Genomic DNA, 11,632 nt, shown 5'->3' on the forward strand with positions numbered 1-11,632 from the left:
TCCGGCCCCATCCGCACCTTCGTCCTGATCCACGACGGCTTCTTCTCAATCGGCGTCTCGCTGTTGCGGACCTCCAGCCGCAGCAACTTCCGCCCCTCGGGCTGCGCGCTCATCGCGACAGGTCCGAGTACAGCGGGTGCTTCTTCGCCAACAGCTCCACACGCCCGCGGAGCGTCTGCGCCACGGAGTCGTCGAAGTCCGGCTTCAGCGCCTCGGCGATCACGTCGGCGACCTCGGCGAAGTCCTCCGCGCCGAACCCGCGCGTGGCCAGCGCCGGCGTGCCGATGCGCAGGCCGGAGGTGACCATCGGCGGCCGCGGGTCGAACGGCACCGCGTTGCGGTTCACCGTGATGCCCACGGAGTGCAGCCGGTCCTCGGCTTGCTGGCCGTCCAAAGCGGACTGGACGAGGTCCACGAGCACGAGGTGGACGTCGGTGCCACCGGTGAGCACGCGCACGCCCGCCTCGGCGCAGTCCGAACGCGACAGCCGGTCGGCCAGGATCCGCGCGCCCTCGAGCGTGTGCTCCTGCCGCTCGCGGAACTCGTCGCTCGCCGCGATCTTCAGCGCCACGGCCTTGGCCGCGATCACGTGCTCCAGCGGCCCACCCTGCTGACCGGGGAACACCGCCGAGTTGATCTTCTTCGCCAGCTCCTCACGGCACAGGATCAGGCCGCCGCGCGGGCCGCCCAGTGTCTTGTGCGTGGTCGTGGTGACGATGTCCGCGTGCGGTACCGGCGACGGGTGCAGCCCCGCGGCCACGAGGCCCGCGAAGTGCGCCATGTCCACCATCAGGCGCGCGTCGACCAGGTCCGCGATCCGGCGGAACTGCGCGAAGTCGAGCTGACGAGGGTAGGCCGACCAGCCCGCGATGATCAGCTTCGGCTTGTGCTCCACGGCCAGCCGCTCGATCTCGGCGACGTCGACAATCCCGGTCTCTTTGTCGACGTGGTAGGCCACGACGTTGTAGAGCTTGCCCGAGAAGTTGATCTTCATCCCGTGCGTCAGGTGGCCGCCGTGCGCCAGGTCGAGTCCGAGGATCGTGTCGCCCGGCTTCAGCACGGCGAACATCGCCGCCGCGTTGGCCTGCGCGCCCGAGTGGGGCTGCACGTTCGCGTGCTCGGCGCCGAACAGCGCCTTCGCCCGGTCGATGGCCAGCTGCTCGACCACGTCGACGTACTCGCAGCCACCGTAGTAGCGGCGGCCGGGGTAGCCCTCCGCGTACTTGTTGGTCAGCACCGAACCCTGCGCCTCGAGCACGCCCACGGGCGCGAAGTTCTCCGACGCGATCATCTCCAGCGTCGACTGCTGGCGGTCCAGCTCCGCCGCCACGGCCGCGGCGACCTCCGGGTCCACATCGGACAGGTGGGCGTCGAACGTCGTCATTCAGTTCTCCTGGGTGAGCGCGGCGTACGCGGTCGCGTCGAGCAGCTCCGGGACGTCGCCCGTGAGCCGCACCTTCAGGAGCCATCCTTCGGTGTAGGGGTCGGAGTTCACGATCTCGGGGGTGTCCGATGTGGTCTCGTTCACCTCCACGACCTCGCCGCTCACGGGCGAGTACAGCTCGCTCACGGACTTCGTCGACTCGACCTCGCCGAACACCTCACCCGCGGTCACCGTGCCGCCCACGGCGGGCAGCTGCACGAACACGATGTCGCCCAGCGACTCGGCGGCGAAGGCGGTGATGCCCACGGTCGCGACGCCGTCCACGACGGACAGCCACTCGTGTTCCTTGGTGTAGGACAGGTTCTGGGGAATGCTCACGGTGAATAATTCCTTCAGGCTCGGGAGTAGAACGGCAGGGCGACGACCTCGACGGGCTCGATCCTGCCCCTGATGTCGACGGAAAGCTTCGTACCAGGCTCGGCGTACGCCCGATCGACGTACGCCATCGCGATCGGGTAACCCAGCGTCGGCGAAAGCGCACCACTGGTCACTTCGCCCACCGAAGCGTCGCCGGAAAGCACGGCGTAACCGTGCCGAGGTGCCCGGCGACCGGTGGCCCGCAGCCCCACCCGCACCCGCGGAACGTCCGCCTTCGCCAGCTCCTCCAGCGCGGCCCGGCCCACGAAGTCACCCGGCTTCTCGAACTTCACCACGCGGCCCAAACCGGCCGCGAACGGATTCAGCTCACGCGAGAGCTCGTTGCCGTACAGCGGCATCCCGGCTTCGAGCCGCAGCGTGTCACGGCACGCCAGCCCGCACGGTACGAGCCCGAATGCCTCACCGGCGTCGGTCAGCGCCCGCCACAACGCCGACGCCTCGGCTGCCGGCACGTACAGCTCGAAACCGTCTTCACCCGTGTATCCGGTGCGGGCCAGGAGCACGTCGTGCCCCTTCACCACGGCGGGCACACTCGCGTAGTACTTCAGCGCGCCCAGGTCCGCGTCGGTCACCGCGGCCAGCACGTCGACCGCACGCGGGCCCTGCACGGCGATCAAGGCCGTGTCCGCCGACCGGTTCTCCACCACGGCGTCGAACCCGGCCACGCGCTCGGCCAGCGCCTCGGCGACCACGTCGGCGTTGCCGGCGTTGGCCACCACCAGGTACTCCTCGTCGGCGAGCCGGTAGACGACCAGGTCGTCGAGCACGCCGCCGTCGGCGTCGCAGATCATCGTGTAGCGGGCGCGGCCCGGCTTCACCCCGGTGAGATTGCCGACCAGCGCGTAGTCGAGCACGTCGGCGGCCTGCGCGCCGCGGACGTGGATCTCGGCCATGTGCGACAGGTCGAACAGCCCGGCCGCCTCGCGCACGGCCTTGTGCTCGGCCAGCTCACTGGCGTAGCGGACCGGCATCGACCAGCCCGCGAAGTCGGTGAACAGCGCACCCAGTCCCTTGTGGACGGCGTGCAGGGAAGTCTCTCGAGCTGCGTTTGATTCAAGCACGGAAACTCAGCCTTCGTACGCGTTGAGGGGCGGGCAGGAGCAGACGAGGTTGCGGTCACCGCGCGCCCCGTCGATCCGGCGCACCGGCGGCCAGTACTTGTTCTTGCGCGACACACCCGCCGGGTACACCGCGAGCTCACGGTCGTAGTCGGCGGTCCACTCACCCACCAGCGTCTCCGCCGTGTGCGGGGCGGCGCGCAGCGGACTCGTCTCCGCGGTCCAGTGCCCGGCCGCGACCTGGTCGATCTCGTGGCGGATGGCGATCATCGCGGCGCAGAAGCGGTCGATCTCGCCGAGGTCCTCGCTCTCGGTCGGCTCCACCATGAGCGTGCCCGCGACCGGGAACGACATCGTCGGCGCGTGGAAGCCGTAGTCGATGAGCCGCTTCGCGACGTCGTCGACCGTCACGCCGGTGTCCTTGGTGATGCCGCGCAGGTCGAGGATGCACTCGTGCGCGACCAGGCCGTCCTGCCCGGTGTAGAGCACCGGGTAGTGCGGCGACAAGCGGGCGGCGACGTAGTTGGCGGCGAGCACCGCGACCTTCGTGGCCGCCGTGAGGCCGGGCGCGCCCATCATGCGCACGTACGCCCACGAGATCGGCAGGATCGACGCCGAGCCGTAGGGCGCGCCGCTGATCGGGCCGACGCCGGTGGCCGGGCCCGCGGCGTCGAGCAGCGGGTGGTTCGGCAGGTACGGCGCGAGGTGCGCGCGCACCGCGACCGGGCCGACGCCGGGGCCGCCACCGCCGTGGGGAATGCAGAACGTCTTGTGCAGGTTCAGGTGCGACACGTCGCCGCCGAACTCGCCCGGCTTCGCCAGGCCCAGCAACGCGTTGAGGTTCGCGCCGTCCACATACACCTGGCCGCCGCCGTCGTGCACGATCTTCGCGAGCCGCTCGATGCCGTGCTCGTACACGCCGTGGGTGGACGGGTAGGTGACCATGATCGCCGCGAGCGTCTCGCGGTTCGCGTCCACCTTGGCCTGCAGGTCTTCGAGATCGACGTTGCCCTCGTCCGTGCACTTCACCACGACCACGCGCATGCCCGCGAGCACCGCCGAAGCCGCGTTGGTTCCGTGCGCGGACGACGGGATCAGGCAGACCTCGCGCTCCGGCTGGCCGTTCGCGTGGTGGTAGCCGCGGATGGCGAGCAGGCCCGCGAGCTCACCCTGGCTGCCGGCGTTGGGCTGCAGGGAAACTTCGTCGTAGCCGGTCACCTCGGCGAGCCAGCCCGACAGCTGCGCCACGAGCCGGTGGTAGCCCTCGGCGTCCTCGGCCGGCGCGAACGGGTGGATGCCCGCGAACTCGCGCCAGCTGATCGGCTCCATCTCGGTGGTGGCGTTGAGCTTCATCGTGCACGAGCCCAGCGGGATCATGCCGCGGTCGAGCGCGTAGTCCAGGTCGGCGAGCTTGCGCAGGTAGCGCAGCATCGAGGTCTCGGAGCGGTGCGTGCTGAACACCTCGTGGGCCATGAAGCCGCTCTCGCGCACGATGCCGCTCGGCAGCGCGGTGGCGGTGGCCCCTTCGGCGTCCACACCGAACGCGCGCAGCACCTGCGCGAGGATGTCCGGCCGGGTGACCTCGTCGCAGGCCACGCGGACGTGGTCGGCGTCGACGTGCCCGAGGTTGATGCCCGCCTCGCGCGCGGCCGCGTGGATCTCGGCGGCGCGGCCCGGAACGTGCGCGACGACCGTGTCGAAGAACGATTCGTGCACGACCTTCACGCCACCGTCGCGCAGGGCCGCGGCGAAGCCCGCCGCCAGCTCGTGCACGCGGGTCGCGATGGCCTTCAGGCCGTCCGGGCCGTGGTACACGCCGTACATCGCGGCCAGCACGGCCGGCAGCACCTGCGCGGTGCAGATGTTCGACGTCGCCTTCTCGCGGCGGATGTGCTGCTCGCGCGTCTGCAGCGCGAGCCGGTACGCCATGTTCCCGTCGGCGTCCACGGACACGCCCACCAGCCGGCCCGGCAGCGAACGCTCGAGCCCGGCGCGCACGGCCAGGTAGCCCGCGTGCGGGCCGCCGTAGCCCAGCGGCACGCCGAAGCGCTGCGTCGAACCCGCGGCAACGTCGGCGCCGAACTCGCCCGGCGAGGTGATCAACGTGAGCGCGAGCAGGTCGGCAGCCACCGTGTACAGGGCGCCCGCGGCCTTCGCAGCTTCGGAAATGGCGTGGTAGAAGCCGCGGCCGCGCAGCACGCCCGAAGCGCCCGGGTACTGCACGACGACGCCGAAGAACTCTTCCGGAAGCCCGGTGAGCAGGTCACACACCTGCACGTCGATGCCGAGCGCGGCGGCGCGCGTGCGCACGACCGCGATCGTCTGCGGCAGACATTCGGCGTCGAGGACGATCACATTGGACTTCGATTTCGACGAGCGCCTCATCAGCGTCATGGCCTCGGCGACGGCGGTCGACTCGTCGAGCATCGACGCGTTGGCGGTGGTCAGGCCCGTGAGGTCGGCGACCATCGTCTGGAAGTTCAGCAGCGCTTCGAGCCGGCCCTGGGAGATCTCCGGCTGGTACGGCGTGTAGGCGGTGTACCACGCGGGGTTCTCGAGCACGTTGCGGCGGATCACGCCCGGTGTGACGGTGTCGGAGTAGCCGAGGCCGATCATCTGCGTCATCGGGCGGTTGAGCGCCGCGAGCGCGCGCAGCTCCGCGGTGGCTTCCTCTTCGGACGCCGCGGCGGGAAGGTCCAGGTCACGGGTGGTACGGATGGCGGACGGGACGGCCGACTCCACGAGGGCGTCCAGGCTTCCGTAACCGCATTCGGCGAGCATCTTGGCCCGCTCGGCCTCGGCGGGGCCGATGTGGCGGGCGTCGAACGGTGTGGAGGTGATGGGAGCTCCTCTTGCCGGGCACCGGGCGCAGCGGTGCGCTGGGAACTCCCCCTCTGTCATGGGCACCTGAGAGTTTCACCGCGCAGTGCGGCTTTCACCTTGGGTGAGGCGCGGGTGCGCCTGCTTTCCAGAGTGGCCTCGCGCGAAGCGGTAGTGGGTACCTGAGAGATTCCGGGGAGTTTGCTCCTTCGGTGCCCCACCGGTCTCATGGGGGCTCTCCCGCTCCTGCTCGAACGGCCCGGTGTTGAGTTTTGTGTGCTCGCGGCAACCGTACCTGCCGCTTTGCGCGCCAGTCTACCTCGGACGGTTCACGCCACACCCGCCGAGCCGCGGCTGAAGGCGCGCAGGTGACGGGTCTGCGCGGGGAACGTCACGGGGACCTTCGTGATCTTCGGCGGACCGGCCAGCAGCGCGCACAGGTCGGCACAGCGCGTGAGCAGTACGGCGAGGTCGCGCAGCTCCTCGTCGTCGGTCCCGAGGCAGGACTGGGCGCACAGCGACAGCAGCCGCGCGGCCTCGCCGCACATCGCCTTCACGGACATGCGCACCATCGCGACGTCGGCGGCCATGCCGGAGCAACGGTCGAGTGTGTCGGCGCACAGGCGCGACATCGACGCCGCCGCGAGCATGACCGGTCCCATCGTGGCCAGCTCGTTGCCGGGCTCGGCCGCCTCGGCGCGCCGCGCGAATGCCCGCTCGCACCGCACCCGGCACAGTTCGCAGAGGTCGGCGACCTCCTGCAGCATCGGAGACGCTTCGCGGATCGGCATGGCACCCTCCCGGACCGGGCGACCGGGCCGGTCGCCACGGTTCCGGTCTACCCACCGCGAAATCGGACAGGGGGCGTCGCCACCGGAACAGGCGGAAGATCAACCCGTCCCGGTGACGTCTGTCCGAAACCTCTGTCTAAAGCGGAGTGACGTACGCGCCCGAAATGCCACCGTCCACGAGGAACTGCGAAGCCGTGATGAAGCTGGCATCGTCGCTGGCCAGGAAGGCCACCGCGGCCGCGATCTCCTCCGGCTCGGCGAACCGGCCGACGGGTACGTGCACCAGCCGCCGCGCGGCGCGTTCCGGGTCCTTCGCGAAGAGCTCCTTCAGCAGCGGCGTGTTCACCGGTCCCGGGCACAACGCGTTGACCCGGATGTTCTCCCGCGCGAACTGCACACCCAGCTCACGGCTCATCGCGAGCACGCCGCCCTTCGACGCGGTGTAGGAGATCTGCGAAGTCGCCGCACCCATCACGGCCACGAACGACGCCGTGTTGATGATCGAGCCCTTGCCCTGGCGCTGCATGTGCGGCAGCGCGGCCTTGCAGCACAAGTACACCGAGGTCAGGTTCACGCGCTGCACGCGCTCCCACGTCTCGAAGTCCGTGGTGAGGATCGAGTCGTCCTCAGGGGGCGAAATGCCGGCGTTGTTGAACGCCACGTCGACCGCGCCGAACTGGTCGACGGCCGTCTGGAACAGGGCCTGGACCTGCTCGGGATCGGTCACGTCGGCCTGCACGAACAGGCCACCGACCTCGTCGGCCGCGGCCTTGCCCTGCTCGGGCGTGAGGTCTCCGATCACGACCTTCGCGCCCTCGCTCGCCAGCCGGCGCGCCGACGCGAGGCCGATGCCGCTGGCCCCGCCCGTGATCACGGCGACGCGGCCCTCGAAACGCTGCACCATCTCTCTCATTCCTCCGTGCTCAGGAAAACGTTCTTCGTCTCGGTGAAGGCCGTCGGCGCGTCGGGGCCCAGCTCACGGCCGAGGCCTGACTGCTTGAACCCGCCGAACGGCGTCCAGTACCGCACCGACGAGTGCGAGTTCACCGAAAGGTTCCCCGACTCCACCCCGCGCGCGACGCGGAAGGCCCGCCCGACGTCGCGCGTCCATATCGACCCGGAGAGGCCGTAGTCGGTGTGGTTGGCCATGCGGATGGCGTCGGCCTCGTCGTCGAACGGCACCACGGCCACGACCGGGCCGAAGATCTCGTCGGCGGCCAGCGGGTCGGCCAGGCTCGCCGGCGTGACGACGGTGGGCGCGAACCAGTAACCCGGCCCTGCGGGCGCGCTACCGCGAAACGCAACAGGTGTCGCGTCAGTGACGTACGACGACACCTTCGCGTGGTGCGCCGCGGAGATCAACGGACCCATCTCCGTGCCGTCGTCGCCGGGATCGCCGACGACCACGCCCTGCACGGCGGGCTCCAGCAGCTCCATGAACCGCTCGTGGACGCTGCGCTGCACGAGGATCAGCGAGCGCGAGCAACAGTCCTGGCCGGCGTTGTCGAACACGCCGTACGGCGCCGTCGCGGCGGCCTTCGCCAGGTCGGCGTCGGCGAACACGACGTTGGCGTTCTTGCCGCCCAGCTCCAGCGTCACGCGCTTCACCTGCGCCGCGCAGCCGGCCATGATCTGCTTGCCGACCTCGGTGGAGCCGGTGAAGACGACCTTGCGGACCAGCGCGTGGTCCACGAACCGCTGCCCCACCACCGAACCCTTGCCCGGCAGGACCTGGAACACGTCCTCGGGGATGCCGGCCTCCCGCGCGAGTTCGCCGAGGCGGATCGCGGTGAGCGGCGTGAGCTCCGCGGGCTTGAGCACCACGGTGTTGCCGGCCGTCAGCGCCGGCGCGAAACCCCAGCCCGCGATGGGCATCGGGAAGTTCCACGGCACGATCACGCCGACCACGCCGAGCGGCTCGTGGAAGGTCACGTTCACCCCGCCGGGCACCGGGATCTGTTGCCCGATCAGGCGTTCCGGAGCCGCTGAGTAGTAGTTCAGGACGTCGCGGACGTTGCCCGCCTCCCACCGCGCGTTGCCGATGGTGTGGCCGGAGTTGGTCACCTCGAGGCGCGCGAGGTTCTCGAGGTCGGCCTCGACGGCGTCGGCGAATCGGCGCAGCAGCCGCGCACGATCACCAGGGGCGACAGCTCGCCAGGCGGGGAAAGCGGCGTGCGCGCGGGCGATCGCCGCGTCGGTCTCTTCGGCGCTCGTGAGCGCGATCGACCGCACCACCTGTTCGGTGGCGGGGTTGATCACCTCGAACATCCTCGTCACTTGCGCTCCTCTGCTGCTTCGGCTGCTGCTTGGGCTGCTGCTTCGACCAGGGCCCGGAACAGGCGGACGTCGCCGGTGTCCTGCTCGGGGTGCCACTGCACGCCGAGCACGAACTCGTCGCCGGGCAGCTCCGCGGCCTCGACGGTGCCGTCGGCGGCGTGCCCGGACGCGACGAGGTCGGCGCCGAGCCGGTCGATGGCCTGGTGGTGGTAGCAGTGGCCCTTCGTCTCGGGCCCGAGCAACGCGGCGGCGCGCGTGCCGTCGACGAGGGTGATGCTGCTGGTGCCGAACGTCGCGGGCGCCGGCTGGTGCGCGGTGTCGCCGAGGGATTCGGGCAGGTGCTGCGTGAGCGTGCCGCCGAGGGCGACGCTGATCACCTGCAGGCCGCGGCACACGCCGAGCACGGGCTTGCGCGCCTCGCGTGCCGCCTCGAACAGGCCGAACTCGAAGGCGTCGCGGTCCGGGCGCGTGTACGTGGCCGGGTGTGGCTCGGCGCCGTACCTTTCCGGCTCGACGTCCGCGCCACCGGTGAGCACGAGCCCGTTCACGCGGTCGACGAGGCTCGCGTACGCGTCCGTCAACGGCGGCAGCAGCACCGGAATCCCACCGGCGGCCACCACGCAGTCGGCGTAAACCCGGTGCAGCAGCGTGGCTTCCGTGTCCCAGGCGAGGAACTTGGCCTGCTCGACGTAGGTGGTCAGCCCGATGACGGGTTTCCGGGCGGCGTGCTCAGAGACGTTCGAAGCCACGGATGAGCTCCCAATCGGTCACGGCCTTCTCGAACGCCTCCCGCTCCACGCGGGCGGCGTTGAGGTAGTGGTCCACCACATCGTCGCCGAAGGCCTCGCGCGCGATGCGGCTGCCCGCCAGCACGTCCGCGGCTTCACCCAAAGTGGTCGGCACGGTCGGCTTGTCGGAGCCGTACGCGTTGCCCGTGAACTCGGGCTCCAGCGGCAGCTCGTTCTCGATGCCGTGCAGGCCGGCGGCGATCAGCGCGGCGACGGCGAGGTATGGGTTCACGTCCCCGCCCGGCACGCGGTTCTCGACCCGCAGTGAATCGCCGTGGCCCACCACGCGCAGCGCGCAGGTGCGGTTGTCGGTGCCCCACGCCACGGCCGTCGGCGCGAAACTTCCGCGTACGAACCGTTTGTAGGAGTTGATGTTCGGCGCGAAGAAGTAGGTCAGCTCGCGCAGCGCGGCCAGCTGTCCGGCGAGGAAGTGCTCCATGAGCTTCGAGAAGCCGTGGTCGCCGTCGCCGGGCAGGACCGCTGACCCGTCCGTGCCGCGCAGGCTGAGGTGGATGTGGCAGGAGTTGCCTTCGCGTTCGTTGTACTTCGCCATGAACGTGAGGCTCTTGCCCTCCTGCGCGGCGATCTCCTTGGCGCCGTTCTTGTAGACGCTGTGGTTGTCGCACGTGGTGAGCGCCTCGGCGTAGCGGAACGCGATCTCCTGCTGCCCGGGGTTGCACTCGCCCTTGGCCGACTCTGGGTACAGGCCGGCGCCCGCCATCTCGTTGCGGATGCGGCGCAGCAGCGGTTCGACGCGCGCGGTGCCGAGCATCGAGTAGTCCACGTTGTACTGGTTCGACGGCTTGATGCCCTGGTAGCGCTTGTCCCACGCGGTTTCGTAGCTGTCGTCGAACACGATGAACTCGAGTTCCGTGCCGACGAACGCCTGCAGTTTCTTGTCGGCCAGCCGATCCAGCTGCCGCCTCAGCACCTGCCGCGGCGACACCGCGACGGGCCCGCCGCCGTCGACGCGCTCGACGTCCGCGAGCACCAGCGCCGTGCCCTCCTGCCACGGGACGAGGCGAAGGGTGGTGAAGTCGGGTCGCAGCACGAAGTCGCCGTAGCCCGCGTCCCACGAGGAGATCGCGTAGCCGTCCACGGTGTTCATGTCGACGTCGACGGCCAGCAGGTAATTGCACGCCTCGGTGGCGTGGCCCACGACCTCTTCCAGGAAGTACTCCGCCGAGCAGCGTTTGCCCTGGAGCCGGCCCTGCATGTCGGTGATCGCGACCAGCACCGTGTCGATCGTTCCGGCCGCCACCTGCTCACGGAGCGCGTCGAGCGTGAGCAACCCTCGCCTGCCAGCCATGGCACCGCCCCAAAGGTTTGGATGGGATCCTTTGCGGGTTCTTCCTACCGGCCGGTGCTCGTGGGGTCAATCCGGTCAAAGGTACTGTTGGATTCCATTGCGTAAGAGCCTCGTATGTCCGGCTTGCCCGGCTGAGAAGAATCTGTGAATCGTGGGGGTGCGGGACCAAACGCGCCGTCTCGGGCGTTGGACGGGACAAGAGAGGTGAGAGGGATGACAGAAGCATTCACGCAGTCCACGATCAGCCGGCAGCAGGCGCGGCCGCAGCTCCCGACCATGCCCACAGGCTGGCCGATCGGCTCCTACGAGTCCTACGAGCAGGCACAGAAGGCGGTCGACCACCTCGCGGGCACCGACTTCCCGATCAGCGACGTCACCATCGTCGGCATCCAGCCGATGCTCGTCGAGCGCATCGCGGGCCGCATGAGCTGGGGCAAGATGCTCAGCAGCGCCGCCATGTCGGGTGCGGTGTTCGGCCTGTTCCTCGGCCTGGTGCTCAGCCTGCTCAACCCCGCCGCGGGCCTGCTGTCCATCATCATCGGCCTCGTCGCGGGCGTCGCCTTCAACCTGCTGTTCGGCGCCCTGGGCTACGCGGCCAACCGCAACAAGCGCGGCTTCGTCTCGCAAAGCCAGCTCGTCGCCCAGCGCTACGACGTCCTGTCGCAGCCCCGCAACGCCGAAAAGGGCCGCGCCCTCCTCGCGGACCTCGCCGCCCGCTCGGCCTTCGGCCACTGACGTAGCTCCCGAAGCTCGGGCGCCTGAGTCTC

The 11,632-nt window shown here is 69.9% G+C and carries 10 protein-coding genes, 1 pseudogene and 1 riboswitch; of the genes and pseudogenes, 1 reads left to right on the top strand and 10 read right to left on the bottom strand.

What is annotated here, in order from left to right:
- The 10 genes and pseudogenes from AB0M56_RS45875 to AB0M56_RS45920 all read right to left on the bottom strand — a co-directional run.
- Positions 1–113: pseudogene (locus tag AB0M56_RS45875) on the bottom strand (lipoyl synthase); the annotation flags it as partial.
- A complete protein-coding gene (glyA, locus tag AB0M56_RS45880; RefSeq protein WP_364188569.1) occupies positions 110–1,384 on the bottom strand; it encodes a serine hydroxymethyltransferase in 1,275 nt (424 codons plus the stop codon). The pseudogene AB0M56_RS45875 and the gene glyA, both read right to left, overlap by 4 nt.
- Complete coding sequence (gene gcvH, locus AB0M56_RS45885; RefSeq protein ID WP_220237686.1) at positions 1,385–1,762, bottom strand: glycine cleavage system protein GcvH; 378 nt, start codon at positions 1,760–1,762, stop codon at positions 1,385–1,387. It abuts the gene before it with no gap.
- A 14-nt stretch (positions 1,763–1,776) separates the two neighbouring features.
- Positions 1,777–2,883, bottom strand: a complete 1,107-nt coding sequence (gcvT, locus tag AB0M56_RS45890) for a glycine cleavage system aminomethyltransferase GcvT (RefSeq protein WP_364188572.1) — start codon at positions 2,881–2,883, stop codon at positions 1,777–1,779.
- Between the two features lie 6 nt (positions 2,884–2,889).
- On the bottom strand, positions 2,890–5,781 hold the full coding sequence (gene gcvP, locus AB0M56_RS45895) for an aminomethyl-transferring glycine dehydrogenase (RefSeq protein WP_364188575.1): 2,892 nt from the start codon (positions 5,779–5,781) through the stop codon (positions 2,890–2,892).
- 78 nt (positions 5,782–5,859) lie between these two features.
- Positions 5,860–5,953, bottom strand: a riboswitch (glycine riboswitch).
- Between the two features lie 76 nt (positions 5,954–6,029).
- Complete coding sequence (locus AB0M56_RS45900; RefSeq protein ID WP_364188578.1) at positions 6,030–6,491, bottom strand: hypothetical protein; 462 nt, start codon at positions 6,489–6,491, stop codon at positions 6,030–6,032.
- A 136-nt stretch (positions 6,492–6,627) separates the two neighbouring features.
- A complete protein-coding gene (locus AB0M56_RS45905; RefSeq protein WP_364188581.1) occupies positions 6,628–7,395 on the bottom strand; it encodes a 3-oxoacyl-ACP reductase in 768 nt (255 codons plus the stop codon).
- 5 nt (positions 7,396–7,400) lie between these two features.
- Positions 7,401–8,759: an aldehyde dehydrogenase family protein gene (locus AB0M56_RS45910; protein ID WP_364188711.1), complete on the bottom strand. Its 1,359-nt coding sequence runs from the start codon at positions 8,757–8,759 to the stop codon at positions 7,401–7,403.
- 5 nt (positions 8,760–8,764) lie between these two features.
- A complete protein-coding gene (locus AB0M56_RS45915) occupies positions 8,765–9,517 on the bottom strand; it encodes a gamma-glutamyl-gamma-aminobutyrate hydrolase family protein (protein WP_364188584.1) in 753 nt (250 codons plus the stop codon).
- Entirely contained in the window at positions 9,498–10,865 is a 1,368-nt protein-coding gene (locus tag AB0M56_RS45920; protein WP_364188587.1) for a glutamine synthetase family protein, read from the bottom strand. Before AB0M56_RS45920 ends, AB0M56_RS45915 begins: the two co-directional genes overlap by 20 nt.
- Positions 10,866–11,078: 213 nt before the next feature.
- Between AB0M56_RS45920 and AB0M56_RS45925 the strand changes: the two genes are divergently transcribed.
- A complete protein-coding gene (locus tag AB0M56_RS45925; protein ID WP_364188590.1) occupies positions 11,079–11,600 on the top strand; it encodes a general stress protein in 522 nt (173 codons plus the stop codon).
- Positions 11,601–11,632: the final 32 nt, after the last annotated feature.

It is taken from the genome of Amycolatopsis sp. NPDC051372 (assembly GCF_040682095.1).
Taxonomy (GTDB): Bacteria; Actinomycetota; Actinomycetes; order Mycobacteriales; family Pseudonocardiaceae; genus Amycolatopsis.

What these genes read in the sequence shown, in the direction of transcription:
- glyA (WP_364188569.1), bottom strand. Translation starts at nt 1,384, where the DNA reads ATGACGACGTTCGACGCCCACCTGTCCGATGTGGACCCGGAGGTCGCC.
- gcvP (WP_364188575.1), bottom strand. Translation starts at nt 5,781, where the DNA reads ATGACAGAGGGGGAGTTCCCAGCGCACCGCTGCGCCCGGTGCCCGGCA.
- AB0M56_RS45900 (WP_364188578.1), bottom strand. Translation starts at nt 6,491, where the DNA reads ATGCCGATCCGCGAAGCGTCTCCGATGCTGCAGGAGGTCGCCGACCTC.
- AB0M56_RS45905 (WP_364188581.1), bottom strand. Translation starts at nt 7,395, where the DNA reads ATGGTGCAGCGTTTCGAGGGCCGCGTCGCCGTGATCACGGGCGGGGCC.
- AB0M56_RS45910 (WP_364188711.1), bottom strand. Translation starts at nt 8,759, where the DNA reads ATGTTCGAGGTGATCAACCCCGCCACCGAACAGGTGGTGCGGTCGATC.
- AB0M56_RS45920 (WP_364188587.1), bottom strand. Translation starts at nt 10,865, where the DNA reads ATGGCTGGCAGGCGAGGGTTGCTCACGCTCGACGCGCTCCGTGAGCAG.
- AB0M56_RS45925 (WP_364188590.1), top strand. Translation starts at nt 11,079, where the DNA reads ATGACAGAAGCATTCACGCAGTCCACGATCAGCCGGCAGCAGGCGCGG.